Source organism: Chryseobacterium sp. L12 (assembly GCF_056133985.1).
This window is the reverse complement of record NZ_JBVYOF010000029.1, coordinates 25,050-51,264: the sequence shown is the minus strand read 5'-3', so window position 1 is coordinate 51,264 and position 26,215 is coordinate 25,050. Positions and strand designations below refer to the sequence as shown.

The 26,215-nt window shown below is 34.5% G+C and carries 27 protein-coding genes and 1 tRNA gene; 20 read left to right on the top strand and 8 right to left on the bottom strand.

Translation table 11 applies throughout. The annotated features are described in order from the left end of the window. Positions 1 to 17: 17 nt before the first annotated feature. The 3 genes from AC0NBN_RS15095 to AC0NBN_RS15085 are packed head-to-tail and all read left to right on the top strand — an operon-like array spanning position 18 to position 1,998. Positions 18 to 839, top strand: coding sequence for a flavin reductase family protein (locus tag AC0NBN_RS15095; RefSeq protein WP_160813685.1), 822 nt, complete (start codon positions 18 to 20; stop codon positions 837 to 839). Positions 840 to 854: 15 nt separating this feature from the next. Continuing rightward, positions 855 to 1,628: a HipA family kinase gene (locus AC0NBN_RS15090; protein WP_160813686.1), complete on the top strand. Its 774-nt coding sequence runs from the start codon at positions 855 to 857 to the stop codon at positions 1,626 to 1,628. After that, on the top strand, positions 1,615 to 1,998 hold the full coding sequence (locus AC0NBN_RS15085) for a DUF3037 domain-containing protein (protein ID WP_143884239.1): 384 nt from the start codon (positions 1,615 to 1,617) through the stop codon (positions 1,996 to 1,998). Before AC0NBN_RS15090 ends, AC0NBN_RS15085 begins: the two co-directional genes overlap by 14 nt. Positions 1,999 to 2,052: 54 nt before the next feature. Here AC0NBN_RS15085 and AC0NBN_RS15080 read toward each other — a convergent pair whose 3' ends face one another. From AC0NBN_RS15080 to AC0NBN_RS15070, 3 genes are all read right to left on the bottom strand, one after another. Continuing rightward, complete coding sequence (locus AC0NBN_RS15080) at positions 2,053 to 2,904, bottom strand: hypothetical protein (RefSeq protein WP_474468727.1); 852 nt, start codon at positions 2,902 to 2,904, stop codon at positions 2,053 to 2,055. A 238-nt stretch (positions 2,905 to 3,142) separates the two neighbouring features. Beyond that, entirely contained in the window at positions 3,143 to 3,592 is a 450-nt protein-coding gene (gene dtd / locus AC0NBN_RS15075) for a D-aminoacyl-tRNA deacylase (RefSeq protein WP_160813690.1), read from the bottom strand. A 1-nt stretch (position 3,593) separates the two neighbouring features. After that, positions 3,594 to 4,052 carry a hypothetical protein gene (locus tag AC0NBN_RS15070; protein WP_143884091.1) on the bottom strand — a complete coding sequence of 153 codons (459 nt, stop codon included), beginning with the start codon at positions 4,050 to 4,052 and terminating at the stop codon, positions 3,594 to 3,596. 109 nt (positions 4,053 to 4,161) lie between these two features. On the opposite strand from AC0NBN_RS15070, the gene greA reads away from it, so the two are divergent. From greA to AC0NBN_RS15035, 7 genes are all read left to right on the top strand, one after another. Then, on the top strand, positions 4,162 to 4,632 hold the full coding sequence (gene greA / locus AC0NBN_RS15065; protein WP_130915121.1) for a transcription elongation factor GreA: 471 nt from the start codon (positions 4,162 to 4,164) through the stop codon (positions 4,630 to 4,632). 16 nt (positions 4,633 to 4,648) lie between these two features. Further along, on the top strand, positions 4,649 to 5,038 hold the full coding sequence (locus tag AC0NBN_RS15060; RefSeq protein WP_160813692.1) for an HIT family protein: 390 nt from the start codon (positions 4,649 to 4,651) through the stop codon (positions 5,036 to 5,038). 59 nt (positions 5,039 to 5,097) lie between these two features. Continuing rightward, entirely contained in the window at positions 5,098 to 6,285 is a 1,188-nt protein-coding gene (gene clpX, locus AC0NBN_RS15055) for an ATP-dependent Clp protease ATP-binding subunit ClpX (protein WP_160813693.1), read from the top strand. Positions 6,286 to 6,355: 70 nt separating this feature from the next. Further along, the gene (locus AC0NBN_RS15050) at positions 6,356 to 8,377 is read left to right on the top strand and encodes a T9SS type A sorting domain-containing protein (RefSeq protein ID WP_160813695.1); all 2,022 of its coding nucleotides are present in this window, start codon (positions 6,356 to 6,358) and stop codon (positions 8,375 to 8,377) included. Between the two features lie 7 nt (positions 8,378 to 8,384). Further along, positions 8,385 to 8,600 carry a signal peptidase gene (locus tag AC0NBN_RS15045; protein WP_160813697.1) on the top strand — a complete coding sequence of 72 codons (216 nt, stop codon included), beginning with the start codon at positions 8,385 to 8,387 and terminating at the stop codon, positions 8,598 to 8,600. A 60-nt stretch (positions 8,601 to 8,660) separates the two neighbouring features. Then, the gene (locus AC0NBN_RS15040; RefSeq protein ID WP_160813699.1) at positions 8,661 to 9,947 is read left to right on the top strand and encodes a TlpA disulfide reductase family protein; all 1,287 of its coding nucleotides are present in this window, start codon (positions 8,661 to 8,663) and stop codon (positions 9,945 to 9,947) included. Between the two features lie 44 nt (positions 9,948 to 9,991). Further along, positions 9,992 to 10,065, top strand: a tRNA-Met gene (locus tag AC0NBN_RS15035). Positions 10,066 to 10,239: 174 nt separating this feature from the next. On the opposite strand, the gene AC0NBN_RS15030 is transcribed toward AC0NBN_RS15035, so the two are convergent. From AC0NBN_RS15030 to AC0NBN_RS15010, 5 genes are all read right to left on the bottom strand, one after another. After that, positions 10,240 to 10,818, bottom strand: coding sequence for a hypothetical protein (locus AC0NBN_RS15030; RefSeq protein ID WP_160813700.1), 579 nt, complete (start codon positions 10,816 to 10,818; stop codon positions 10,240 to 10,242). Positions 10,819 to 10,823: 5 nt separating this feature from the next. Then, complete coding sequence (locus AC0NBN_RS15025) at positions 10,824 to 13,838, bottom strand: peptidoglycan-binding domain-containing protein (protein WP_160813702.1); 3,015 nt, start codon at positions 13,836 to 13,838, stop codon at positions 10,824 to 10,826. Between the two features lie 29 nt (positions 13,839 to 13,867). After that, positions 13,868 to 15,334 carry an AAA family ATPase gene (locus AC0NBN_RS15020; RefSeq protein ID WP_160813704.1) on the bottom strand — a complete coding sequence of 489 codons (1,467 nt, stop codon included), beginning with the start codon at positions 15,332 to 15,334 and terminating at the stop codon, positions 13,868 to 13,870. Positions 15,335 to 15,438: 104 nt separating this feature from the next. Further along, positions 15,439 to 16,908 carry a contractile injection system tape measure protein gene (locus AC0NBN_RS15015; protein WP_160813706.1) on the bottom strand — a complete coding sequence of 490 codons (1,470 nt, stop codon included), beginning with the start codon at positions 16,906 to 16,908 and terminating at the stop codon, positions 15,439 to 15,441. A gap of 27 nt (positions 16,909 to 16,935) precedes the next feature. Beyond that, entirely contained in the window at positions 16,936 to 17,256 is a 321-nt protein-coding gene (locus tag AC0NBN_RS15010) for a hypothetical protein (RefSeq protein WP_160813708.1), read from the bottom strand. A gap of 501 nt (positions 17,257 to 17,757) precedes the next feature. On the opposite strand from AC0NBN_RS15010, the gene AC0NBN_RS15005 reads away from it, so the two are divergent. The 10 genes from AC0NBN_RS15005 (at position 17,758) to vgrG (ending at position 26,213) form a co-directional block, all read left to right on the top strand. Beyond that, on the top strand, positions 17,758 to 18,339 hold the full coding sequence (locus AC0NBN_RS15005) for a Pvc16 family protein (RefSeq protein WP_160813710.1): 582 nt from the start codon (positions 17,758 to 17,760) through the stop codon (positions 18,337 to 18,339). Positions 18,340 to 18,390: 51 nt separating this feature from the next. Then, complete coding sequence (locus tag AC0NBN_RS15000) at positions 18,391 to 18,981, top strand: hypothetical protein (protein WP_160813712.1); 591 nt, start codon at positions 18,391 to 18,393, stop codon at positions 18,979 to 18,981. Between the two features lie 21 nt (positions 18,982 to 19,002). Beyond that, positions 19,003 to 20,568, top strand: a complete 1,566-nt coding sequence (locus AC0NBN_RS14995; RefSeq protein WP_160813714.1) for a phage tail sheath C-terminal domain-containing protein — start codon at positions 19,003 to 19,005, stop codon at positions 20,566 to 20,568. A gap of 33 nt (positions 20,569 to 20,601) precedes the next feature. Beyond that, positions 20,602 to 21,033, top strand: a complete 432-nt coding sequence (locus tag AC0NBN_RS14990; RefSeq protein ID WP_143884676.1) for a phage tail protein — start codon at positions 20,602 to 20,604, stop codon at positions 21,031 to 21,033. A gap of 25 nt (positions 21,034 to 21,058) precedes the next feature. Further along, on the top strand, positions 21,059 to 22,435 hold the full coding sequence (locus AC0NBN_RS14985) for a phage tail sheath C-terminal domain-containing protein (RefSeq protein ID WP_160813716.1): 1,377 nt from the start codon (positions 21,059 to 21,061) through the stop codon (positions 22,433 to 22,435). Positions 22,436 to 22,466: 31 nt separating this feature from the next. After that, positions 22,467 to 22,898: a phage tail protein gene (locus tag AC0NBN_RS14980; RefSeq protein ID WP_056015436.1), complete on the top strand. Its 432-nt coding sequence runs from the start codon at positions 22,467 to 22,469 to the stop codon at positions 22,896 to 22,898. A gap of 2 nt (positions 22,899 to 22,900) precedes the next feature. Next, positions 22,901 to 23,368, top strand: a complete 468-nt coding sequence (locus AC0NBN_RS14975) for a phage tail protein (RefSeq protein ID WP_089745072.1) — start codon at positions 22,901 to 22,903, stop codon at positions 23,366 to 23,368. A gap of 202 nt (positions 23,369 to 23,570) precedes the next feature. Continuing rightward, on the top strand, positions 23,571 to 23,732 hold the full coding sequence (locus AC0NBN_RS14970; protein ID WP_474468717.1) for a DUF5908 family protein: 162 nt from the start codon (positions 23,571 to 23,573) through the stop codon (positions 23,730 to 23,732). Then, positions 23,732 to 24,466, top strand: a complete 735-nt coding sequence (locus tag AC0NBN_RS14965) for a CIS tube protein (protein ID WP_160813718.1) — start codon at positions 23,732 to 23,734, stop codon at positions 24,464 to 24,466. Before AC0NBN_RS14970 ends, AC0NBN_RS14965 begins: the two co-directional genes overlap by 1 nt. 1 nt (position 24,467) lies before the next feature. Further along, positions 24,468 to 26,213 carry a type VI secretion system tip protein VgrG gene (gene vgrG / locus AC0NBN_RS14960; RefSeq protein WP_160813720.1) on the top strand — a complete coding sequence of 582 codons (1,746 nt, stop codon included), beginning with the start codon at positions 24,468 to 24,470 and terminating at the stop codon, positions 26,211 to 26,213. Positions 26,214 to 26,215: the final 2 nt, after the last annotated feature.

Genomic DNA, 26,215 nt, shown 5'->3' with positions numbered 1-26,215 from the left:
AAGAAATTTAATTGGTAATGAAAACACTTATTCCATCAGAAATAACTCCCGTGCAATTACAAACTGTTATGCAGACAGCTGTTTCGCCGCGTCCAATTGCATTGGCTTCAACCATTGATAAAGACGGAAATCCTAATCTGTCTCCTTTCAGTTTTTTCAACATGTTCAGTACGGTTCCACCGGTTTTGATTTTTTCTCCATCCAGAAGAGTTCGTGATAATACCACAAAACACACTTTGGAAAACGTCTTGGAAACATCCGAAGTTGTTATAGGAACCGTAAATTTCCCGATCGTACAGCAGATTTCTCTGGCTTCAACAGAATATGGAGATAATGTAAACGAATTTATAAAATCTGGTCTTACCATGAAAGATGCAGATTGGGTACAACCTAAATTAATTGCAGAATGTCCTGTTAATTTTGAGTGCAAAGTCTTAGAAGTTAAAGCTCTCGGAGATCAGGGTGGAGCGGGAAATCTTGTGATTTGTGAAGTAATGAAAATTCATATACGGGAAGAATATCTTGATGAAAATGGTAATCTTGATCAGGCAAAATTGGATATGGTTGCAAGATTAGGCAGCAATTGGTATTCCAGAAACAATGAAAATAATCTTTTTGAAGTTCCTAAACCATTGGTTACAAAAGGGATAGGGTTTGATCGGCTTCCGGATTCGGTAAAGCTCAGTAAGATATTCACAGGAAATGATTTGGGAATGCTTGCGAATGTTGAGGTTTTACCTTCTGAAAACTGCCATTCAGACGACAATATTCATCTTACTGCCCAGAAACTATTGCTGGAAAATAAAATTGATGAAGCCTGGAAGATTTTAATTAAATAGCTGCTGAATATTTTAATGAATAATTTACGTACAGTAACAGTGATGAGATACATCCTCCCGCTTAGAGAGGGAGGGTCTCTTCCTGCTTTGGCTGAGGCTGATGATGATTTTAAGTATGTTTTGAAATTTCGTGGTGCTGGTCATGGGGTCAAAATGCTGATTTCTGAACTGTTGGGAGGTAAAATTGCTGAAGCTTTGGGGCTTCCCATTCCTGAACTTGTATTTGCTTATCTGGATGTAGATTTCGGAAGAGCTGAAGCTGATGAAGAAATTCAGGATTTACTAAAATTTTCTGAAGGCCTCAATTTGGGTCTTCATTATCTTTCAGGTTCAATTGCTTATGATCCTGCCGTTCGGATAGATCCTCTTTTAGCGTCAAAAATTGTATGGTTTGATGCCTTTATCACCAATATAGACCGGACTTTTAAAAACACCAATCTTTTGATGTGGCATAAAGAGCTTTGGATCATTGACAACGGAGCTTCGTTTTATTTTCATCACTCTTGGCAAAACTTTGATGCCGCAGCAAAAACACCATTCAAATATGTAAAGGATCATGTTTTGCTTCCTCAGGCTGTTAAGCTTGATGAAGCAGATCAATTTGCAAATCAGGTTCTGAATGATCAGATTTTTCGGGATATTGTGAATACTATTCCGCAGGATTGGCTGCATTGGGATGATGCGGAAGAAAGTCCCGATGAAATCCGTGAGATTTATTTTAATTTTCTAAAGACAAGATTAGAAAATTCCTTAATTTTTTTAAATGAAGCCAAAAATGCAGGAAGATAAAATATACGAATATGCAGTAATAAGGCTGGTTCCGAAAGTTGAAAGAGAAGAGTTTTTCAATATTGGTTTGATCTTGTTTTCAAAAAAAGAAAAATACATTCAGTCACGGTTTTATCTGTGTCCTGATAAATTCAGGCTGATGCGAAGTAAGCTTGATTACAATGATGTTTTAGAAAATCTGAAGAGTTTCGAGAATATTGCTGACGGTAAAAAAGAGGGTGGTCCTATCGCAATGCTGGATATTCCCGAACGTTTCAGATGGTTAACTGCGGTTCGGAGTTCCGTTGTTCAGACTTCAAGACCCCATCCGGGAAAATCTAAAAACCTCAACGAAACATTTCATAAGCTTTTTGAGGAACTGGTTATGTGAGTTTTATGTTGTTTGTAATTGGCATGCAGAATTAATGTTGGCTCTAATAAAAAATTACCGTAGTTTAAAAACCGAAATTTCTGCCGATTTATCCGTAAGAAGTCCCACGTTTAATCCTCCCTGTACCAAACCAAACCGTAACCGGTCTCCTGCTTTCAGCTGATAAATATGGTTGATCTGCCCTTGAGTAAGAGTAATATTTACAGCAATGGTAACGCCATTCAGCGGAAATGGCAGCTGAAGATTAAGTAGATTTACTCCTCCAAATTGCCGGTAATCCAATAAAGATGTTGTGGATCCTGCTGTCTTGGTAATCGCAATTCCCGGTAAATTCGATAATAGTTCTGCAGAAATTCCCTGCCCAATTCTAAAACTGTAATTAATGTGATAAAAACCGTCAGATGGAGCAATGTATTCATTGTTGGAAACCTGATTGGTAGTGATTTCTGTATTGACATTGGTGGAATTTGCACTTAAAGGTATATAATAGAAAGCGCTCGAAAAAAGGCTTAGATTTACGTTTATTAAAGAAAGATTACCTGAAAATTTTGCTGCGTATACACTGCTTGATGGTGTGTTTTCACTGGAAGGCATTTTGTTCCAGATGCCCAACGTACTGTTCGGATGGATGTAGTAAGCATCATATACAAAAAGACCGGTGGTTTTTACATCTTGCGTTTTCGGTTCATTGTCACCCGTATTTGTAATGGGACTTGTAACATAAACGATGGCTCCATTTTGTGCAGAACCATAAGCTGTAGCTTTTAATCTTAATGAATCTCCGGAAATCCTTGGTGGGATAACGCCATCAGGAAATTTAAGATCTGTTACCTTTTGGATGTGAAGTGTGGATTTAGGAGTTTCGGTATTTATTCCCACTTGTGCATTTATAATGCAAAAAAACATTATAAATATTGCAGAAAGACAAACGTTTTTCATATTATTTAGCTTTTGTTTTTTGGTATGATAAAGTTAAAACAAAAGAAATATAAAAAACAATAAAAGTGGTATTTGTTTTTGGTATTTATATTTTTTTAGTAAAATTACGGTTGATGTGGTATTAAAAGATGCTCCTAAAAGTATATTTGATAAATTTAATCCATTGATTAAAACAGATCTTTAACTTAGTAAATAAAGATATATTTTATTGTTTGGTTTGAGAATCCATTATAATAGTTACGGGTCCGTCATTGATTAAAGAAACTTTCATATCGGCTCCGAAAATTCCGCTTTCTACTTTAAGGTGCGATTTTTTAAGTTCATTTTTAAAATAATCAAAAAGCGGAACCGCCTGATCTGGTTTTGCTGCTTTTATAAAAGAAGGACGATTGCCTTTCTTGTAATCTGCAATCAGTGTAAACTGGCTTATGCATAAAATTTCTCCTTTTGTATCAAGCACGGAAAGATTAAGTTTTCCATCATCGTCTCCAAAAATTCTTAGATTCAGAATTTTTTGAACGAGCCAGTCAGCATCAGGTTTTTCATCATTTTCATCAATGCCAACGAGAAGCATCAGACCGCTATTTATTTTACCGACAATTTCTTCGTTAACTTTTACACTGGCTTCAGTTACTCTTTGTACAACAACTCTCATCTTAATTATATAATGTTAAATTTTTGGTAGAAGCATCATAATTCCAGAAATATGTTTTTGGAGGAAGAGATGATCCGGAGGTTGGTTGTCCGCTCAGTAATATCCATGTGGCATTGTCTTTAGGACATACAATACTTATATTGTCTTTTACCTCAAGAGTGGTGTTGTTATCTGGGCAAATGTGAGGTGCATTTCTGTCATATACCTTAAAAGATGCGGGAGCGTCGGCTGTTCTTACTACAATTAAACCTCTTGTGCCGGCTTGCTGCTCGTTCACATAAATCCATCCTCCAACGAAGTTCAGATTGTTGTAGCCTGCAAGATTCAGATTTAAACTTACGTTAATAGGCGTTAAGGGAAAACAGCTTACCGTGTCGTCCCGATTGCTGCATGAGTTTATATTTAAAAAGCTGAATGCCAATAAGATGAAAATTGATGCAATTGAAAAACTTTTTTTCATTTGAATATAAATTTTTATATATTTGTAAAACAATAACGATTAACAAGCAAAAACATTGTCCGACAAATGTCGGATAATTTTTTTATACTAAAATAAAATTTTAAAGATTATGGCAAGCTATGTAACAAAGGAAGGATTGGATAAAATGAAAGCAGAACTGGAGCAGTTGGAAACTATCGAAAGACCTAAAATTACCCAGCAGATTGCGGAAGCCAGAGATAAAGGTGACTTGTCTGAGAATGCTGAATATGATGCTGCAAAAGAAGCGCAGGGCATGCTGGAAATGAGAATTTCAAAATTGAAAGATATTATTTCTACTTCTAAAATTATTGATGAAAGCCAGCTGGATACCTCAAAGGTTTCGATTCTGACAACAGTAAAACTGAAAAATAACGATACAAAAAAGGAGCAGGTTTTTACTTTGGTTCCGGATAATGAAAGTGACCTGAAAAGCGGTAAAATTTCTGTAAATACTCCCATAGCCAAAGGGCTTTTGGGTAAAGTAATCGGAGAAACAGCTGAAATTGTACTTCCTAACGGTAATAAATTGTCTTTTGAAATATTAGACATAACTTTGTAATACTATTTCAGAAAAAATGAGCTCAGTTTTTACTAAAATTATCAACGGTGAAATTCCGGCTTATAAAATTGCAGAAGATGAACATTTTATTGCTTTTTTGGATGTAATGCCTCTGGTAAAAGGTCATACTTTGGTAGTTCCTAAAAAAGAAGTGGATCTTATCTTTGATCTGGATTCAGAAGATTATAAAAATCTCTGGTCATTTGCCCAAAATGTAGCAAAAAAGGTTAAAAAGGCGATCCCGTGTGTAAGGGTAGGTGTTGCTGTGGTGGGTTTGGAAGTGCCTCATGCACATATACATCTTGTACCACTGAATACTGTAGAGGATATGAATTTCAAAAACGAACGGCTAAAGTTATCAGCTGAAGAGTATTCTGAAATACAAAATTTAATAATTAATTCCTAATATCATAAAAGTCGTAAAAAAGAAATTTTTTACGACTTTCTTTAATAACATATTATAAAATGAATCCAAACCAATGCTCTTTCTGTGGTAAAAAAAGAAATGAGGTGCAAATGCTTATTTCAGGACAGAACGGCTTTATTTGCGAAAACTGTATAGAACAGGCGTATGCTATTGTGAAAGATAATGTTTCCACGGGAGGTTATTCTCCGGCAGAAAGTATTGATGAGCTTAAGAAGCCAAAAGAAATAAAAGAATTTCTTGATTTGTATGTGATAGGACAGGATCAGGCAAAAAAGCAGCTCGCAATTGCGGTCTATAATCATTATAAGAGACTGCTTCATGCAAAAGAAGAAAATAGAGAAGTAGAACTGGAAAAGTCCAATATTATTATGATTGGAGAAACAGGAACGGGTAAGACGCTTTTGGCAAAAACTATTGCAAGAGAGCTAAATGTGCCGTTCTGTATCGTAGATGCTACCATTCTTACTGAGGCAGGATATGTGGGTGAAGATGTAGAAAGTATACTTTCCAGACTTTTGATGGTTGCAGATTATGATGTAGAGAAAGCTGAAAAAGGAATTGTATTTATTGATGAAATAGATAAAATTGCCAGAAAATCAGACAATCCGAGTATTACAAGAGATGTTTCTGGGGAAGGGGTGCAGCAGGGTTTACTAAAGCTCTTGGAAGGAAGTATTGTCAATGTCCCGCCGCAGGGAGGAAGAAAGCATCCTGATCAGAAATATATTCAGGTTAATACTCAGAATATTTTATTTATTGCAGGTGGTGCTTTTGACGGCATCAAAGAAATTATCGAAAGAAGAATGAATAAGCAGGCGATTGGTTTCAGTGCAGAAAAAATAAACAAGATTGATGAAGATGAGTATGTGTTAAGAAATCTTAATGCAGTTGACCTGCGTTCGTTTGGTTTGATTCCTGAGTTGCTCGGAAGATTCCCGATCATCACATATTTGGAAAAACTCACAAAAGAAACGATGATCAGGATTATGAAGGAACCAAAAAATTCTATTGTAAATCAATTTGTAGAATTATTTAAAATGGACGGAACAAAACTGGTATTCACGGATGAGGCAATAGAAACCATTGTAGAAGAAACCATAGAAAAAGGTCTTGGAGCAAGAGGCTTGAGAGGAACTACAGAGAAGGTTTTAGAAGACTATATGTTTACTGTGGGTGAACAGGATGAAATTGTATTAAATAAAGATAATATTCTGATTAATAAATAAATTTGGTTTTTTATTTAAAAAAAATCATATCTTTGCAGGGAATATTGTATAACACAAAAAAATAGATACAATGAGAAAAAATTTATTAACTATTGGTCTTTTAGCAGTTAGTTTATCTGTTCAGGCGCAGACAGTACTATTGCACGTTGATAATACAGCAAATATGTATGTAAGCAACGGTACCTTGGTTTACAATGGCGGAGGTCTGCAAACCAAAGGTAGTGGAAAGATAGAACTTTATGGTAACATGATGGTTCAGGGTAATGGTAGTTCCGATGTTTTAAAAACTATTACCAATGATCCAACTCCTATTGATAAAGTAAACGGAGGTAATATTGTAATCAAGATTAACAATCCTGCAAGTCCTGTAACCTCTCCTTATGGTCAGCTTTTTATAAGAGGTTTTGCTCAGTCTGCAATTACCGGAATTGTTGATAAAGAATATGCGGCAACTAAGCATGGTGCTTATCAACAAATAGGGATTCCTTTTATGGAAAAAACTTTCGGCTCTTTAAGTCTTGAATTCGGAAATGGAACAAGCGTGTTTAATAACACACGATGGGGTGGAAGAGAAGTTTTAAAATGGAGCAATCAAAATTTAAGATGGGATGGATCTATCATTCCTATAGCTCCAATAACAAGTGCTACTCAGCCGGGTATTGCAATTAGTATATCATCTGCAAACTTAACCAATCTTACTGACAGAACGGCATATTACACTATGGGTACCGCTCTGATGAATCCCACTTTACTCCATACACTTAGAGGAAAACCTTTTGCTGATGGTATAACCGGCGTTAACAGAGTTAGTCTGGCTCCGCCTACCACAGCGATTGCATTTGGAGCCGGTGGTATCAACAGGAATATTTATCAGGAACGATACAATACATATATTCTTGATGCATTTGATACATCGCCTGCTTGGACTTCTACATGGGGAAGAAATACTTATCAGTTTTCTAATCCTTTTCTTACCAATATAGATTTATCTTTGATTGGTTTTGATGAAACTACTACCGGTGCAGCTGTAGGTGATAACAATGCCCTGACAAATATTTATGGTATAGCTGTTGATCCTCAAAATGTTGTTTTTAATTCAACTTCAGGTACTACAGCAAGTTATGCAGGTCCCCAAATGGTAAGCTTTGATCCTGTTTCGGGAAAACCTGCAGGTTCTTATAATGCGCTTGTAATAAAGCCTTTAGGTACGTTTAAAATAAAACTTCGTGATGGTACACCTCAACAACTTGATTTTGATAATCTAAGAAGATTTAGCAGTACACCAAGAGCAGAAAATGTTTCCTATTCTGTAACTGCAGCAAAAAATAATAATACCGGAGTAATGAAACAACTGGGTGTTTTAGCGTTAGATGCCGCTGGAAATCAAATTGGTGAAACTTATTATGTGGTAGCACCACATTTCACAACAGGAAATATTCAAAATCCAAATATTGCATCAGTACAGGCAGTAACCAATACTAATGCTATCATTCAAACTTTTGAAGAAAGTGTAAATGGTGGAATAGATTCTAACTTTTCCTCTGCTTACAGATTATACATCAATGAGGCCAATGAAACAAACTATTTAGGTAAAAGAATTGATTTAAGTATTTTTGGATCTAATGTAGCATCGTTAAAGTTTGAGTTAAGAGATGATACACATCTTGTTCCTAATGGAACGCATTTGTTATCTAGTGGTAAAGGTTTCTATTATAATGTTGGAACGAGCGGTCAGCCGGTTCAGATTAATCAGGGAGATATTATTCCTGTTAATGGTTCTAATTTCGGTCTTTACTATGGAACGCCACAAACGAATGGCTCGTTGAACACTCAAGAAAATAATATTAAATCTAGAACGCTGGTGACTTATAATCCTGGCATTGAAAATTACATAGTTCGCTTTGATCCTGCATGGAAGTCTGCTTCAGTAGAAGTTTTTGATGCAAGTGGTAAGCTTGTTATTTCCCAAAAATCTGTTAAAACTGATTCTGACTTTATAATAAAGCTTGACTCAACAGTTAAAGCTAATTATATCGTGAGAGTTGTAGGTAATGATTCTACAATTGTAACAGCTAAAATATTAATTAAATAACGAAACTATGAAATTATTATACAAGAAAGTATTACTCGCGTTATTAATCATGGTTTATGGTTTAATTAATGCGCAATCCAACGGTCCTGGTGTTCCTTGTTTTCCTGGAGATCCATGCGACCCTCCAGCTACACCAATTGATATGTATCAAACTATTTTAGGAATTGTTGCAATTTTTATTATAGTTTACGCATTACTCAAAAATAAAGTTCAAAAAATATAAAATAATATTAAAATATTGTAAAGTCTCTGAATACTCAGAGACTTTTTTTATTTTTACAGTATGAAAAAAATCTTTTTATTATCAGGTTTTATTATGGCAGCTCTCGCCAAAGCACAGTTTTCTGTATATATTGAATCACAGCAAAATTTTAATGAAACTGAGGCTATCTTATATACTTTAAACGGTTCTAAGGATATTTTGATTACAAAAGAGAAAGTCAAAAATAACTCATGGCTTTTTAAATATCCTAAAAAGTATGTAGGAATGATGAAAGTTTATTTTCCGAACACCAATAATTCAGTCACATTTATTTCTGAGAATAAGGATGTAAATATAAAGATTGAAACGAAAGATACTAAGATTCAGAATATTCAATATAAAGATGAAGCGAACGAATTGATGAGCAATATACAGGAGTATTCACAAAAAAAAGAACTCATACTGCCTGCTTTAGTTCAGATTAAAGAATATTATAAAGATAATACTGAGTTTGGGACAGCTTTGATCAAAGAAATGGGAAAGCTTTCCGGAACTAATACCGCTATAGATCAGGCAAAACATCCTTTTATACATTATTATAATACCAATTACAATAAATTTTTGTCTAATGATATGACAAAAAAAGTAAGTCAGGAAGAGATCATTAATTTTATAGACAAGTCGGGTGATATGCTTGAGTCTTCGTCATTACTGCGACTTGTTCTTGTATCTTATTTGAATGTTGGTGGGAATAATAATATTAACCCATCCGTAGATCAGATGATCAATAAACTGAATGTTGAAACTCCAAGAGGTCAGACGGTTTTATCTGAACTGATTGATATCTTTGATGCTTATGATATGACTGAGTATAAAAACAAATATCTCAGTCTAGCTAAAAATTTGAAATGTACAATTAACGATCGTCTGGCTTCTACTATTAAATCTAATTCTGATACAGATCTGGGCGCTGTTTTTCCTAATTATACATTTCATTCACCTGTAAATACTAAATTAAAAACCATTGCAGATGTAAAAGCAGATAAAAAGGTAATTGTTTTTTGGTCATCTACCTGTTCTCATTGTGAAAATGAGCTGCCGCAGCTCCTTAAAGTTTATAAGGACTTACAGGCAAAAAAAGTAGAGATTATCGGTTTATCGTTAGATACGGATAAGAATTCTTATACCTCAAAAATTGCTGCATTTCCATGGATCAGTGATTCTGAATTAAGAGGTTGGAACAGTAGTGTTGCTGAAAAATATAATATTCATGCTACGCCTAGTTATTTTATTTTAGATGCTAACAATAAGATTATCAGTAAGCCCAATCATGTAGGAGATGTTTTGGAATATTTTAAGTTAAAATAATTTTGGAGAGTTGTAATTATTTTCTATATTTGCACCACCAAAACGGCGAGGTAGCTCAGTTGGTTAGAGCGCAGGATTCATAACCCTGAGGTCACGGGTTCAATTCCCGTCTTCGCTACAATAAAAAATCCGTATAATGTTTATAACATCATACGGATTTTTATTTTATTAAATTTATCAAATCCTGGGCTGGGATTGGGAATAGGAACAGATAATTCAATAATGCTGTCTTCTTCAAAAACATATATTCCCAATCTTTCTTTTCTAATAGTTTCTTTTTATTCATTATCTGTTAAGAAAAATATTCTTCATCTCTGATTTTCCATTTTTCTATATCTTCAATTGAAATCGCAGGCTCTACAATAATATATTTGTTGATATAGCGCCCCTCAAAAAAAGTTTTACCTCTTGGTTGTATCAGACTTTTTCTTAGAATTCTTTTTATTATACTTTGTTTATCGGGATCAGTAATATCTTCTTTCGAAAACTCATTTGTCATTTCTTCTGAGAAAGCCCTGATCATTTCATAGTATTCTGTGTATGGTTCCAATGGTTCATCAGGATCAAAATATCTACGAGTAGATTCATAATAAGAATAAAAAGGGCGAATGATATAATCTTCTCCAACTTCTAATAATTGAGGCATGAAGACATGCTGTTTTATTTTATGATGTTCATCAATATACTCTAATATGGCCTCATATAATTGAACGTATACTGGGAGGAGTTCAGGGGTAAGTTTCCCATCTAGGAATCTTATTATTTTATCAATATTGCCTTGTATATCAAGATGAGAATATAATGTACCAAATTCGCTACTCAACATTCTATCGAGTATTTCTGTTTTATTTAGTTCTTCAAAGTTTTTCATTTTATTTATAGCATATCTATTATTAATATTTTTTTATTTTTTAGTGACCAATGTATGTTAGCTGAATTTTTGTTGATTTTTTTCAAAATATCTTGTGCAATTTCTGCTTGTTCTTTTGATAATAATTCTATTGCGTTTTTTTTCGCTTTCATTACTAATGGATCCGAAAGTACTTCTGTAATCTTTACAGAGCTCTCATCAAAACCTCTAACAATCCAATCAGGTCCTCGTTCCATTACTTCCACTACTTCAACATATTGTCTTAATAAGGGGGTAGAGTCTACTATGTTTTTAGCCTCGTCTAACAAGCGTATGGATTTCGGCATAACATCTAATCTATTTTCAAACCATCTTTTCAAGGTCTTGTTTTCTATGGAATATATATCAAATAATTGTCCTTCGCTACCTCTAAAATTACGATCAAAAGTTAAATCATAATCTCCTCTGTATTTTTTAAGTTCTTCCGCAAACTCTATGTTGGTATGTGGTGAAAACTCATCCCAATTTCCAGGAAGCCTTTTACCGATTTTATCTAAAAACTCTATTTTTAGGGCATCTTTTACTTTTTGTATTTCTATTGCATCTTCAAAAGCTTTTCTAAGCAAAGATAATTCTTCAGGTGATAGTTTTTCTATTTCTTTGATCATTTTTATTTTTTGTATTTGCAACAAAAATTTTTCAAAGCTTAGTGTACCCTTTTGTATATATTGCCGGGCAAGTTGTATTAGCCGTGGTAGATTTTTAGGATTTATTCCTATATTTATTGTGAACAGATCTTTTTTAGTTCTATCTAATGATTCTTTTATTTCAACTTTGAGTTCTGTTTGTTTTACAGTGTTTTGTTGTATTTTGTATTCCAGGGCTTCAATTCTGACTAAATCTTCTTCCAATGCTTTTATTATCTTTTCCTTAGTTGTGACATCCAATTTTGCATTATCAAGTATTTTTCTGGTTTGAACAATATCTTTGGTTTCTTCAAAAGTTCTCCCCGCTTTTATCAATGTTTTTGATATTTTTGCAACTGCCGCAACATCTAAAACTGAACCTACAACTCCAATGATCACCCAAACAGCATTGGGTTCATCATCAGAGATATTTACTTTATAAGCGGCAAGTTGCGTGCGATAGGCCTCTATTTCTTCATAAGTTATATATGCGCCCAAAGCAAAGTTTCCTGCTGCTAATAATACCGCTACAGTTCCTGTACCAAAAGAAAGCAACCCTAGTGCAACAGCTAAAACACCTATTAATAATCCTTCTATAATATGTTTGGTACTTTCTTCATCTTCTTTATCACTTACAATTAAATCAAAAATGCTGTCTTTAGCTATACCTTGTTGTTCTTTTGATTTCTGAAGCAAACTTGCAAAGCCATAAATGGAAAGACCTTGGTTGGATTGTAATTTTGCAATGATTTTGGTTATATTTCCTTCTTGATCATTGATATAACTTTCTAGAAAACCGCGAAGCTCTTGTTTGCTTTCTACTTTAGCAAAGCCTTCTTTATTAAAGCCATTATCTTTCACGAGTGGAGTAGTTGAGGATAAATTTTCAATGGCTGCATTGCCTTCTGCTTTTTTGCTTCTGGCACGCTCTTCCATCTTCATTTTAAATTCTCTTTCTGCTGCAGATAATTTGTTGTCATAAAAGTGAGGAGTAGCTTTGTCAGATTCATCATAGCTTTCCTCAGCCCTAGAAGTTTTTATTTTTTCAAGTAAATTGATTAAGAAGGTATCCTCAAGTAATTTCTTTTTTTGTTCAAAAAGAATATGTTTATACCTTATTAAAGAATCTTCTGCAATGTGAACAGTTTCTTTACGAAAAGCAATTTCGTAATCTTTAATCAGTTTTTTGAATGATTCTAATGTAAATCCATTTGCCTTGAGTGATGCTAGCAAATCCTGTAATTGTTTATCTAATGCATTTTGGAAATAGACTTTGTTAGGATCTTTTGGTTCGTAAAATGTGTTTTCGTGGCTATGTTTAAATTTAATATAATTTGTGTATTGTTTGTATAAATCTGATAACTCTGGTTTCGACAGTTGATTTTGTAGTTTTTCTCGAGTAGTTTTCTCTTTATTTCGAAGATTTCTGTTTTTAATATACTCTTTAAGTGACTCTTCAATAGTTTTTAAGTCGTTTGTTTCCTCTGTAACTTTATTTTTATAATCCGCAATTTCATCATCAGATAGTTGCTGTAATAAATCCAAAATGCGTATGTTTTGAATATAATCGACACTACTTGCTGCATTCCTGATAAATTGTTTTTTATCAGGCGATAGCGTTTCTGTTTCTTTTTCGATGCTATGTGTTTTTGCAGATATTGTATAATTTACAGATCCTCCCTTGTCAATTATATTTTTAACTTGTTCTTTTGTATAAGATGGTTTCCAAGTGAGCTTGCGAGTTATTCCCATTTTGTATTCTGCAAAACGATTTAGCTCCTCATCGGTTTGAATTATTTTACCATTGAATTTCTGATTTTTTGCGATTGTAATAGGATTAATAATGGTGTCTGAACCTTCACGATTATTGACTTTAGCTTTTTCTAATTGTGAAGATAAAATATTACTACTTTTTTTAGTCTTTTTCTCTTTTTCCTCATCTCCCGCTTTCCCCAACACCTCATCCATTTTCAACAAGGTTTTCATATCAAGAATTCCGGATGCTTTTACGCCATAATCCCGCTGAAAGTTCATCAGTTGAGATTTCGTTTCGTTCCAGAAAAGTGTTTCGTTTTTTTTGGTTTTGTATCCGAGTTCGTTGAGGGCTTTATTGAGAGCCTGTACGTGCAATCCTTTGTTAGAAAATTGCAGTACAGATTGGTTTTTCTCTATTTTATTGAAAGCTCTGTTGTTAAACAAATCATGCGTGAGTTGGGTAACTTCATTTTTGGCGAGAGTGATGGTGGCATCCTGACTGCTGATTTCCTCATATTTTTTTTCTGCCTCTTCGTTATCGAGTTTTTGCGCTTCAAACCAGCTGGTTCTTGGCGCAAAGGTTTTATGATGTCTGCTCATATTTTTGTATGAATGAGTTGATATTATGGTTAATGTTTTTCTACCGAATTTCTTACAAACGAACTTAGACGGGACTGATTTTTCCCGAAAGCTTTTTCATTTTCGATCATTAAATAAGGGCTTATTAAAGAATACGTAATAATGGTTTCGTTGAGATCATATAAAGCCATCGCAATATTTTTCATGATATTCCGGATATTTGCTCCCGTATAAGAATATTCCTTAGATAAATGAGCTAAAAGATCATCACTTTCAAAGGTTATATTTTTAGGTAAATAATGTTTCCACAGCGACTTTCTGGTGTCTTCGGTTGGACGAATGACATTGATAGAAACATCTATACGTCGCTTAAAAGCATCATCCATATTGTTCTCAAAATTGGAAGCTAAAACTGTTAAACCGTCAAACTTTTCTATCCTTTGCAATAAATAAGAAACCTCCTGATTCGCATAACGGTCATGAGCATCTTTTACATCAGAACGTTTTCCGAACAAAGCATCGGCTTCGTCAAAAAACAGCATACAGTTTTTGCCCTGCAATCTGTTGAACAGCACTTCAAGATTTTTCTCTGTTTCACCAATGTATTTGCTAACGACCTGCGAGAGATCTACATGGTACATATCAATTCCATAAGTATTGGCAAGAATTCCGGCGAGCATCGTTTTTCCTGTTCCCGGTGCACCGTAAAATAAGGCAATAAAACCTGGCTTGAAGCTGTGTTCATTGGTTTTAAAGAAACCGTTTTCCAATGCTCTTATGTAATGCCCGATAGGTTTTATCTGTTCTCTGATATTACTTTCGAGAATAATATCCTCCATTGTTAAATCAGATTGATAAAGTTTCCCGGGAAAATAAGAACCGTGATCCAGCTGAGGTTTCTGACCCGACAAAAAATAATTTAAATAAGAAGAATCCAGTTCTATTTTTCCATGAATAAATTCTGTGGAAGTACGATTGTAAACAATGTCATTTTTTAATAATACACAACCGATAATAAGTTTTGCGCTATAATGCGACCAAAGTGATAAATCTTTGCCTGAAAGCAGGAAAAGTGCAGTCTGAAAAGTAGGTTTAAAACTACGGTTCGCTTTATTGTATTCACCGCCTGCTTCAATGGCAAAAGCATTACTGCTTTCTTCTATCTGTACAAAAGTTTTTAATACCGAAGCATAATGAGCCGATGCAACACTTAAAGCTAAAATCACTCTGTCAATATCCGAAAGGTGATGCGTATTAACAGTAATTGAGTAAGGTGATGCATCGTCTACTTTTGGTGCTTTGGGAATTTTATGATTCACTTCTGCTTCATCTTCCAAAAAAAGTTCTTTGCAACGCATATCAATAAGCGATTCCAGCCATTTCATTTCTTGGTTTAAAGAATCATGATTCACTTCATTTTGTTGAAGCAAATGATTGTTTTCTTCTTTTTTGAGATTCATTTTAGCTTTTATTGGTTCTGTTTGCTGTTTTTCAAGTAAAGAAATAGAAGATTTCATAAAATTTTATTTGTGTTTAAGATTAAATGAAAGCAGGAATGCCTGAAGAATATTTTATAGAAATTTTCTGAAAGTAATTTCAACTTAGAAAAAATCAAAGCTTATTACCAGTTGATAAAAATAAACTGATCCTGCCACGGAAGTTTGACAAAGCCAATTCCCCATCCCAGTTTTTCAAGGAGAATATCCTGCGTTTTTCGTTCTACGGTAACAGTGTAATCGTGGTCAATGACAAGTTTTCCGGGACGTTGGAAAAATTCATTCTGTAATAATGCTACAGATGATTTTTTCATTGCACTCCAGTTATGTTGCACACTTTCAATGACATTTTGAGCCTCTGCTTTATGTTTACTGGTGAGCTTAATGTGTCTGTTAATGCTTTGATGAAGCGGAATATTACATAAAAACTTTTCAAAAGCCATATCATATTCTGGAGCATTGGTTTTTCCGGTTGCAATATAATGCAGCAAATGTGCGCAGAGTTCAGGATTTAAAAGCTGATTGTTTTTTGAGTCATAAAGATCACAATGTTCAAATAAAGTTTTAAGAAACGGATGTATCAGAATAAGTCCTGCATTCTGAATATATTGATCTTCATTCGATATTAAATCATCTTGATTCAGATATTCTTCGTTTTTATTTGAGTCATTCTGAATAGCTGTATTTTTCTGCTCTGCTTTTTCTGTTGAGACTGAAATGTTTTCAGAAATCTCTTTTCTGCTATTTTCAATACTTTCAAAAACCTCATCTTCTTTAATAAAAGGAAAGATTTTAACTATATTTTTCCAGATTTGCTGAGTTTCTTTTGAAGGTGAAACTGCTGAATTTCTTTCTGCTATTTGTTGTAAAAGATATTTTTTTAGATCATTATTTGGGCTTAAAGATTCAGATAATACCTTTAAAACCAATTCCCAAACCAGATTTCTCTTGTTATTATCCAGCTTTGATATTAGCTGAACGATATCGCTTTCAAGATTTATTTTTAAATCTTTATCTTTTAAAATAATCAAACACAGCTGTGCAATCTGCTCATTTGAAAGCTGATTGATGATTCTGTTTCTCACATTTGTTCTTGAAAAAACAGGAATAATGCTTCTCTGAAAATTTTCAGCCAAAATAAGGCTTTCAAATACTTTGGGTTCTAAAAAAGAAACGTTTCTTTTTCCGGAATTCCACCAAGGCATTGATCCTGTGGTAAGAAAATAAATGAAAGCCTGAACAATTTTTTCTTTGTTTTCAACTAAATAAGCTTCAGAATTATTTTCTTTTTGCTGATCTGAATTTAAAATTGAATCTGTGATTGTAGACATTTCCTCTTTGAAAATCTGAGTAATTTTTTCTTTTAGCTCGGTATTCAGAGTACTTTTTTTGATATCCAGATTCAATTCTAACTTAGGAATCTGTAGGGTGGAATCAGCAAATCGATGTTCTAAAGCACTGATGGATTTTTCTATTTCCGGAAAAACATCAATAGACAGAAAGCTGGTAATATCATCTTTTATACTCAATGCTTTTTCCTTGTTATTGACTGAAATTTCGATAAAAACTTTCTGAATGATATGATCTTTCTTCACAATTAAATAGTTTTAGTTGACTGTAGATTATTTCCTGTCAAATTCTCCGCCCCAGAAACCGGCAGGACAAAGACTTAGTTTTGATCTTTGTTTGGCACTTAGTCTGCAACCACAGCCTCTCACAAAGCCGTCTTTTGGAGAATCTGCAACCTCCAGTGTATGAGGATTCATCCATTTAAGAGCGTTACAATTGTTTCCGTTTTTTAGTGGACAGGCATTACATATTTCTGTTCTCACGGCGAAAATATATTCTTCATCATGATTTGCCACGCCCAGTTTTGAGCGTAATTCGTTGAAATGACCACCAATGATTTCATTGCGCTTGCCAAAAAGTTTTTTAATGTTCATGAGATTATGTTTTAAAATTATGGGGTCAAAATTAGACGAACAAAAGACATTTTTACGAACGATGAAGCCTCTCTATTCTGTCTTTGCAGTAAAAGAGAAAATTATATCCTGATGACGGGGTTTATAAATAATTGATTGTTTTTATAAGAAGAAAATCTTAGAAAATGTTTTGTGATGAAGTCGGTTTTTAATTTCAAAAAGTAATTATAAAGATATCGTTAATTATGTTGGAATATGATAAAATTATAAGACAAATTTTTTGATTTTTTTTGAATGTAAATTTCACCATACTTAGATTAAGAAAATTTTTAAGGTGAAATATTATTTTATTTTAAATTTTAATATTTTGAATTTCAGTTAAATATGATTTTTATTTTTCTGGATTTATAAATATCTTAAAAATTGTATTTACTGCAAAGACAGGTTTGAGCCCTCAAAATATTTGTCTTTTGACATCGTGTAATTGTATGTTTGCACCATAATAATTTAAGAACAGAAATTATGATTAATAAAGTATTAACAGTTTTAAAAGATCGACTGAATCTTCCAAATGGTTTACAGGATCAGGCAGGTGAAATTGCTGTTGTTGGCAACATCGCAAGACATGAAGACGATACCTCAAATCTTGACAACAAAGTGGTGATCACCCTGCTTAGTGTAGAGGAAGAATCTACCATGAAAAATACTCCGAGATATTTAAAATTTAATGAATCTGAACATATCATGGAAAGGGAAAGCCAACCGGCGTATTTAAACTTATACGTGATGATTGCTGCTAACAAAAATATGTATGACGGTGCTTTGGTGAACATTTCAAAAGTCATTGAAATCTTTCAGGCCAACAATGTATTAAAATATAATGCTGTTAGTGATGAAGAGAGTGATTTCATTTTCAGAATCGAATTACACTCTGTTCCTTTCGATCAGTTAAGTTATATCTGGGGATTATTAGGTGGGAAAATTATGCCTTCTGTTTTGTATAAGATAAGTGTCGTTAAGATTGTAGCTAAACAAGAAAAAACTGACATCACATTAATTGATGAAATTAATACTGAGAGTAAAGTAATTAAACCAAAAGAATAGTGTAATTAAATAAAAAAACAAAAAACTAAAACCAAATTTAAACTTATAACCATGCCAAATCAAGCACCATCACACATCTCAGACGATTTCTATCCTATTTTTAACTACTCAGAAAATACTAATGAAAAGCTTAAAAACAGACGTATAGCAGATAGTTATAGCGGAAATTTTATACAAGCTGCAAAAGGTCTTGATACCATTCAAAATACTTACGTTTTATATGCCGGTGAGATTGCTGCCTTAGAAGAACTCAAAAATCTCGCAAGTGACGAAATTTCTAATGGATCTGCGAATCCTGTTGTTCTTGCCGATCTTCTGGAACAGGCGATTGCAATAGCAGAAGAAATTAATGAAACTAATCTGAATGTCATTCTTTCAGAAGCAATCTATGAATCGAAAGCTGTATTAGAAGCAATCTATGACGGAACAATAGACGACTTTAAAATGCCTGATTCTGATAAAAATACTCCGGCTTTCAGTGAAGAATTTGACGCATTAAAAACAGCTATTATCACTTCACAGGATCAAAAAAAATTACAGCAAATACCATCCATAAAAACTAAAGGATTCAATTCTTCAATAATCATCAAACACAATCAATCATCAATTAACACTCGAAGTTTTACTTCGGGCAATAATTAACATTAACCTAAATTTTAAACAATGAATTACAAAACTCCTGGAGTCTACATTGAGGAAATCACAAAATTCCCTCCATCCGTAGCACAAGTAGAAACGGCTATTCCTGCTTTTATAGGATATACAGCAGATGGGCCAAAAAATAAGCCAACAAGAATTTCGTCTATGTTGGAATATGAAGCAATTTTTGGTAAAGCGCAGCCAGAAACTTTTGCTGTAGCTTTCAAAGATGGTGTTGCCACCGCAATTCAGCCAAACGTAAGCAATTTCAAAATGTATTATGCCATGCAAATGTTTTTTGCAAATGGCGGCGGACCTTGTTATATTGTTTCAGTAGGAAGTTATTCTGATACTGTAACTGTAGGAACTTCTCCAACAGAGGTCGGAACCTTATTACACGGTTTTGATTTACTGAAAAAAGAAGACGAACCAACACTTATTGTTTTTCCGGATCTTCAAGATTTAGTCGCTACAGAAACTGAGTTAAATATTGCCAGTGCTGCTAAAAACGTTGCAGAGCAAAATGCTGAAGATGCTCAGAATGCTGAGGATGCTGCACAAATTATTTTTGATAATGCAACACCTGAACAATTGCCACAAGCTGCTCAAGCTTTGGCGGATGCACAAGCTGAAAAATTAATTGCTAATGAAATTTTTGAAGCCGCTAAGGAATATTTCGATAATGTTGAATTTGCCAATGATCCTACTTCAATTACTACGGTTTACTCTTTATATCAAAGTGCTTTGGATCAGGCAGAATTACTGAAAGACAGATTTGTTATTATGGATGTTCTGGGCAGTACAGATATTTTTGATGATGCTGCAATTAGCAATAATTTAAAATATGGTGCAGCTTATTATCCAAACTTAAAAACAATTTTAAGTTATAATTTCAAAGATGCTGATGTCTTTGTAACAGGAGTTTCTGGTGCGACAACGTTGGCTGAATTGAAATCTACAAATTCCGAATTATACAATAAAGCTAAACAAGCCATCGAATCTAAAAAAGTTGTATTGGCTCCGTCATCTGCAATGGCGGGAGTTTATGCAAGAGTAGACAGTACTTCAGGAGTATGGAAATCACCGGCTAATGTTGGGTTAAACTATGTGGTTGCACCAACTGTGAAAATATCTGATAAAGAACAGGAACTTCTTAATGTAAATCCGGATACAGGAAAATCCATCAATGCCATCAGAAATTTCACAGGAAAAGGAAACTTAGTTTGGGGCGCAAGAACTCTGGACGGAAACAGCAACGAATGGAGATATATTTCGGTACGTCGTTTCTTCAATATGGTAGAAGAATCTGTGAAAAAAGCAACAGAGCGTTTTATGTTTGAACCGAATACGAAGAATACGTGGATTCGTGTACAGACGATGATCGAAAATTTCCTTAATCAGCAATGGCAGGATGGCGCATTGGCAGGAAGCAAGCCTGAAGATGCTTATTATGTGAGTGTTGATTTAGGTAAAACAATGTCTGCTGAACAAGTTTTAGAAGGAATCATGAATGTTGAAATCGGTATGGCTACAGTACGTCCGGCAGAATTTATTGTGTTGAAATTCTCACACAAATTACAGGAAGCATAAAAATTAATTAATAACAAAAAAATATAAAAAATTATGAGTACATATCCATTAGTAAAGTTTGCCTTTGAAGTAGATTGGGGCGGAACAAAAGTAGGGTTTCAGGAAGTAAGCGGATTAAATGCTGAAGCAGCTTTAATTGAATACAGACACGGAGCAAGTCCTGATTTCAGCAAAATCAAAATGCCGGGACTGAAAACTTTCAGCAATATTACTTTAAAAAGAGGAACTTTCAAAAATGATAACGAATATCTTGAATGGTTCCAGACGATTCAGATGAATACGGTAGAAAGAAGATCGATCACGATTTCTCTTTTAGACGAAAACGGAGAGCCTGCGGTAACATGGAAAGTGAAAAATGCTTTCCCGCTAAAATTGAATTCAACCGATTTGAAAGCTGAAGGAAACGAGGTGGCTATCGAAACCTTAGAAATTGCACACGAAGGGCTAACTATTGAAAATAACTAAATATTAACTTTAAATTTTTAACAAAATGAATTACAAAACACCAGGAGTCTACGTAGAGGAAATTGCAAAATTCCCACCATCAGTAGCACAAGTAGAAACGGCTATCCCTGCTTTTATCGGATATACAGAAAAGGGACCGAAAAATGAACCAACAAGAATTTCTTCGATGTTGGAATACGAAATGATCTTTGGAGGAGCAAAAGATGAAGAAACAGCAATTTCTATTGATATTAAAGATGGTATTGTTACCGCAAATGTTGATAACAATGAGCTAACCTCTTATAAAATGTACTATGCCATGCAAATGTATTTTGCTAACGGCGGTGGACTATGTTATATTGTTTCTGTAGGAGATTATGATAATGCAGTAGCTTTAGGAAATACTACAACAGAAAAAGCTTTAGTATATGGTCTTGAGACTTTGGAAAAAGAAGATGAACCAACTCTTATCGTTTTCCCTGATGCTGAAGCTTTAGAAGCAAATGCTTACCAATTATACAACAAGGCTTTAGATCAGGCAGAAGACTTGAAAGACAGATTTGTTATTATGGACGTAGTTGGAGATGTTGATGCTTTCAGAGTAGGAGTAACTGCAAAAGGTTTAAAATATGGGGCAGCTTATCATCCAAAATTAGAAACAGTTTTAAGTTATAGCTTTAAAAATGAAGATGTTGCTATTTCTAGTTATAAAAAAACATTGATAGTATCTGAAGTACCTACTTTAGTTGATGTTGATTCTACAGTAACAACTTTGGCTGAATTAAAATCTAAAAGTTCAGAATTGTATAATAAAGCTAAGCAAGCAATCGAATCTAAAAAAGTTGTATTGGCTCCATCATCTACAATGGCGGGAGTTTATGCAAGAGTAGACAGCACTTCCGGAGTATGGAAAGCACCGGCTAATGTTGGACTTAACTATGTAGTCGCACCTACCGTAAAAATTTCACACGAAGATCAGAAAGAACTTAATGTAGATCCAACAGCAGGAAAATCTATTAATGCGATCAGAAGTTTCACAGGAAAAGGAAACTTGGTTTGGGGCGCAAGAACGCTTGACGGAAACAGCAACGAATGGAGATACATTTCGGTACGTCGTTTCTTCAATATGGTAGAAGAATCTGTAAAAAAAGCAACAGAGCGTTTCGTTTTTGAACCGAATACTGCCAATACCTGGATCCGTGTTCAGACAATGATCGAAAATTTCCTTAATCAGCAATGGCAGGATGGAGCATTGGCAGGAAGCAAGCCGGAAGAAGCGTATTATGTAAGTGTTGGTTTAAATAAAACAATGTCTGCACAGGATATTTTAGAAGGAAATATGGTCATTGAAATTGGTATGGCTGCAGTACGTCCGGCAGAATTTATTGTGCTTCGTTTTTCGCACAAATTACAGGAAGCATAAAAATTAATTAATAACAATAAAATATAAAATTATGAGTACATATCCATTAGTAAAGTTTGCCTTTGAAGTAGATTGGGGCGGAACAAAAGTAGGATTTCAGGAAGTAAGCGGATTAAATGCAGAAGCAGCTTTAATCGAATACAGACATGGAGCAAGCCCTGATTTCAGCAAGATTAAAATGCCGGGACTGAAGACTTTCAGCAATATTACTTTAAAGAGAGGAACTTTTAAAAGTGATAATGAATATTTCGAGTGGTTCCAGACGATTCAGATGAATACGGTAGAAAGAAGATCCATTACGATTTCTCTTTTAGACGAAAACGGAGAACCTGCAGTAACATGGAAAGTGAAAAATGCTTTCCCGCTTAAATTGAATTCAACCGATTTAAAAGCTGAAGGAAACGAGGTGGCTATTGAAACCTTAGAAATTGCACACGAAGGATTAACTATTGAAAATAACTAATCATGGCAGTTTTATATCCTCCCACCAGTTTCTCTTTCATTGTTAACGGGATCTCGACAACAGAGGGTATTGACTCCAGATTTCAGTCTATATCTGGTTTATCTACAGAAATTGGAACTGAAGAATATGCCGAAGGAGGCGAAAACAGATTTACTCATCAGCTTCCTTTAAGACCAAGATACCCCAATTTAGTTCTTAAACGCGGATTGATCGTAAGTTCAGGATTGATAAGCTGGTGTAGAAACGCCATGGAAAACTTCGAGTTTGAACCGAGAGATTTGATCGTTTCTCTTTCAGGAGGTCTTCAGTCTACTGCGCCTTTAATGGTCTGGAATGTAGTTGGAGCATATCCTGTAAGATGGGAAGTATCAGAATTCAACGCCGAAGAAAGCAAACTTGCTATTGAAACAATAGAGCTGAAATACAGATATTTCACAATACCTTCATCGTTAGCAAGCTTAGGCTTGTAATTTCTAAATCATATCTAAGCACATATCAGTGTATTAGTTTTCTGATAACATTCAGCAAAAATAATTTTTCATACAAAGAATAACAGATTGGTCTATCACAAGACTGAACGCACTTTTTATGTGCTTAGATTTTTATAAATAAATACGTTAAATAATTGGTTTTAAGTTTTTTACGTATATAAAATAATTAAAAATAAACGAAATGCCAATAGAAATAAAAGAACTTCACATTAAGATAAATGTGGACGAAAAAGCAACAGCAACGACAACTGCCACATCTGTAGATGAAGGAAAAATCATGCAGGCAATCACTGAAAGCGTAGAGCAGGTAGTAAATATTGATAAACGTAAAAAAGAAAGGTAATGAGAGGGGAAATAAAAAAAATAACCATAGGTACTTATGAAGATTCTGGTTACAAAAAAGTAGTTAAAAGCAAAGCTTTTGAAGCTCTTATTAATCCGACAGGTTTTTCTTTTACGCAAAAAAATGATTTTAATACTGAACAAGCGAGTGGATCAAGTGCTGGTGAGCAAAAGTTTGAAAAGACGTCTTCTCCTACATTACAGCTGGAATTTTTGTTCGACGGTACAGGAGTAACCAAAGCCAACTCGGGAAATAAACTCATCAATAAAATAAAGGAGGGTCTGGGAACAAGAGATCCTTTTAGTAAAAAATCTGTTACGGATCAATTGTATGATTTTTATGAGGCAACCGGAGACTATAATGGTTCAATTCATAAACCTTATAATGTAATTATTATTTGGGGAGAATTTGAATTTAAAGGAATTCTCAACGAGTTTACAATAGACTATAAATTATTCAATAATGACGGAACTCCTTTAAGAGCAATCGGTAAAGCAACTTTTGGCGGATCAATCAGCAAGGAATTAGCTGCAAAAATTGCCAAAACATCTTCCCCCGATCTTACTCATAAAAGAACAGTACAAGATGGAGACACACTTCCTTTAATGACCGAAAGAATTTACGGAGATTCTAAATATTATCTGGAAGTAGCTAAAGTAAATGGCTTAATCAATTTCAGACAGTTAAAACCAGGAACTGAACTCTACTTTCCACCTATAGAAAAAATAGCATAACATGAACAATAGCGGATACATACAGACGGCAAAAAATTCTGACCTGATCACTTTTAAAGTAATGTCAGAAGGAACAGAACTGCCCGGAAAGTACGGTGTGAAAAGCATTGTAGTGGAAAAAGAAGTCAACAGAATTCCTTATGCCCGCATTGTTATTTTGGATGGAAGCGCACCGGAACAGGATTTTAAACTAAGTAATGAAGAACTGCTGATTCCAGGAAAAGAAATTGAAATCACAGCCGGTTATCATTCTAAAGAGGAAACTATTTTTAAAGGAGTGGTTGTAAAGCACAACATAAAAGTGAGAAACGGCTCTTCTTACCTCATCATAGAATGCAGAGATAAGGCAGTGAAAATGACTTTGGGCAGAAAAAGCAAGTATTTCTATGACAGTAAAGACAGCGATATTATTGAGGAACTGATTGGTAATAACAGATTGACTGCCGATGTTGAAGCAACTTCAAATTCACACAAAGAATTGGTTCAGTACCAATCTTCTGATTGGGATTTTATGCTTACAAGAGCGCAGGCAAACGGAAAACTTTGCTTTACAGAAGACGGAGCAATTAAAATTGCAAAGCCGGATTTTAGCAAAAAAGAAGTAGAAACAGTTGTTTACGGATCATCGATTCATGAGTTTGACGGAGAAATAGATGCAAGAGATCAGTTCAAAAAAATTACAGCCAAAAGCTGGAGCTATACCGATCAGGAACTTACTGAAGTGGAAGCTCAGGATCCGGCGGTAAAACTCAACGGAAATCTTTCATCAGATGATTTAGCAAAAGTATTTGGAATTGAAGATTTGCAATTGAAACACGGAGGAAATCTTACCCAAAGCGAACTTCAGGATTGGAGTGATGCTAAAGCAACGTTCCAGCAGTTGGCAAAAACGAGAGGGAGAGTAAAATTTCAGGGAATTCCGTCGGTAAAACCGGGAGTTACACTAACATTACAAGGTGTAGGAAACCGTTTTAACGGAAAAATATACGTAACAGGAGTTCGTCATGAAATTTCCGATGGAAACTGGCTGGTTGATGCACAATTCGGGCTTTCTCCAACCTGGTTTTCAGAAACGTATGATGTAAGCGAAATGCCGGGTTCAGGAATTATTCCGTCGATCAGCGGTTTGCATATCGGAAAAGTTTCTCAATTGGAATCTGATCCGGATGGAGAGGACAGAATTTTGGTGCAGATCCCGATTATCAATAACGAAGAGGATGGAATCTGGGCGAGAGTAGCCACACTTGATGCAGGAGAAAACAGAGGATCATTCTTCAGACCTGAAATTGGAGATGAGGTAATTATCGGATTTATTAATGATGATCCCAATGACGCAGTAGTTCTGGGAATGCTGAACAGCAGTGCAAAACCGGCTCCCATTGTAGCTTCAGATGACAACCATGAAAAAGGATTTGTTACCCGAAGCGAAATGAAAATGATCTTTAATGATGATAAAATTTCTTACACCCTTGAAACTCCAAAAGGTAAAAAACTGATTGTAAATGAAGATGAAGACGTTATCAAAATAGAAGATGAACATTCTAATATTCTTACGCTTAATAAAGACGGAATCAGTATGGAAAGCGGAAAAGACATTAAAATTAAAGCGAAAGGAGATATTACGATGGAAGGAAAGAATATTAATGTAAAAGCATCGGCACAGTTCAAAGCAGAAGGAAGTTCGGGTTCAGAACTGAAATCAGGAGCAGTAACCGTCGTAAAAGGCTCTCAGGTAAAAATCAATTAATC

What these genes read in the sequence shown, in the direction of transcription:
- AC0NBN_RS15090 (WP_160813686.1), top strand. Translation starts at nt 855, where the DNA reads ATGAATAATTTACGTACAGTAACAGTGATGAGATACATCCTCCCGCTT.
- greA (WP_130915121.1), top strand. Translation starts at nt 4,162, where the DNA reads ATGGCAAGCTATGTAACAAAGGAAGGATTGGATAAAATGAAAGCAGAA.
- AC0NBN_RS15080 (WP_474468727.1), bottom strand. Translation starts at nt 2,904, where the DNA reads ATGTTTTTTTGCATTATAAATGCACAAGTGGGAATAAATACCGAAACT.
- AC0NBN_RS15000 (WP_160813712.1), top strand. Translation starts at nt 18,391, where the DNA reads ATGCCAAATCAAGCACCATCACACATCTCAGACGATTTCTATCCTATT.
- AC0NBN_RS15050 (WP_160813695.1), top strand. Translation starts at nt 6,356, where the DNA reads ATGAGAAAAAATTTATTAACTATTGGTCTTTTAGCAGTTAGTTTATCT.
- AC0NBN_RS15030 (WP_160813700.1), bottom strand. Translation starts at nt 10,818, where the DNA reads ATGAAAAACTTTGAAGAACTAAATAAAACAGAAATACTCGATAGAATG.
- AC0NBN_RS15045 (WP_160813697.1), top strand. Translation starts at nt 8,385, where the DNA reads ATGAAATTATTATACAAGAAAGTATTACTCGCGTTATTAATCATGGTT.
- AC0NBN_RS14995 (WP_160813714.1), top strand. Translation starts at nt 19,003, where the DNA reads ATGAATTACAAAACTCCTGGAGTCTACATTGAGGAAATCACAAAATTC.
- AC0NBN_RS15040 (WP_160813699.1), top strand. Translation starts at nt 8,661, where the DNA reads ATGAAAAAAATCTTTTTATTATCAGGTTTTATTATGGCAGCTCTCGCC.
- AC0NBN_RS15095 (WP_160813685.1), top strand. Translation starts at nt 18, where the DNA reads ATGAAAACACTTATTCCATCAGAAATAACTCCCGTGCAATTACAAACT.
- AC0NBN_RS15070 (WP_143884091.1), bottom strand. Translation starts at nt 4,052, where the DNA reads ATGAAAAAAAGTTTTTCAATTGCATCAATTTTCATCTTATTGGCATTC.
- clpX (WP_160813693.1), top strand. Translation starts at nt 5,098, where the DNA reads ATGAATCCAAACCAATGCTCTTTCTGTGGTAAAAAAAGAAATGAGGTG.
- AC0NBN_RS15010 (WP_160813708.1), bottom strand. Translation starts at nt 17,256, where the DNA reads ATGAACATTAAAAAACTTTTTGGCAAGCGCAATGAAATCATTGGTGGT.
- AC0NBN_RS15005 (WP_160813710.1), top strand. Translation starts at nt 17,758, where the DNA reads ATGATTAATAAAGTATTAACAGTTTTAAAAGATCGACTGAATCTTCCA.
- AC0NBN_RS14980 (WP_056015436.1), top strand. Translation starts at nt 22,467, where the DNA reads ATGAGTACATATCCATTAGTAAAGTTTGCCTTTGAAGTAGATTGGGGC.
- vgrG (WP_160813720.1), top strand. Translation starts at nt 24,468, where the DNA reads ATGAACAATAGCGGATACATACAGACGGCAAAAAATTCTGACCTGATC.
- AC0NBN_RS15085 (WP_143884239.1), top strand. Translation starts at nt 1,615, where the DNA reads ATGCAGGAAGATAAAATATACGAATATGCAGTAATAAGGCTGGTTCCG.
- AC0NBN_RS14970 (WP_474468717.1), top strand. Translation starts at nt 23,571, where the DNA reads ATGCCAATAGAAATAAAAGAACTTCACATTAAGATAAATGTGGACGAA.
- AC0NBN_RS14975 (WP_089745072.1), top strand. Translation starts at nt 22,901, where the DNA reads ATGGCAGTTTTATATCCTCCCACCAGTTTCTCTTTCATTGTTAACGGG.
- AC0NBN_RS15025 (WP_160813702.1), bottom strand. Translation starts at nt 13,838, where the DNA reads ATGAGCAGACATCATAAAACCTTTGCGCCAAGAACCAGCTGGTTTGAA.
- dtd (WP_160813690.1), bottom strand. Translation starts at nt 3,592, where the DNA reads ATGAGAGTTGTTGTACAAAGAGTAACTGAAGCCAGTGTAAAAGTTAAC.
- AC0NBN_RS15020 (WP_160813704.1), bottom strand. Translation starts at nt 15,334, where the DNA reads ATGAAATCTTCTATTTCTTTACTTGAAAAACAGCAAACAGAACCAATA.
- AC0NBN_RS14985 (WP_160813716.1), top strand. Translation starts at nt 21,059, where the DNA reads ATGAATTACAAAACACCAGGAGTCTACGTAGAGGAAATTGCAAAATTC.
- AC0NBN_RS14990 (WP_143884676.1), top strand. Translation starts at nt 20,602, where the DNA reads ATGAGTACATATCCATTAGTAAAGTTTGCCTTTGAAGTAGATTGGGGC.
- AC0NBN_RS15060 (WP_160813692.1), top strand. Translation starts at nt 4,649, where the DNA reads ATGAGCTCAGTTTTTACTAAAATTATCAACGGTGAAATTCCGGCTTAT.
- AC0NBN_RS14965 (WP_160813718.1), top strand. Translation starts at nt 23,732, where the DNA reads ATGAGAGGGGAAATAAAAAAAATAACCATAGGTACTTATGAAGATTCT.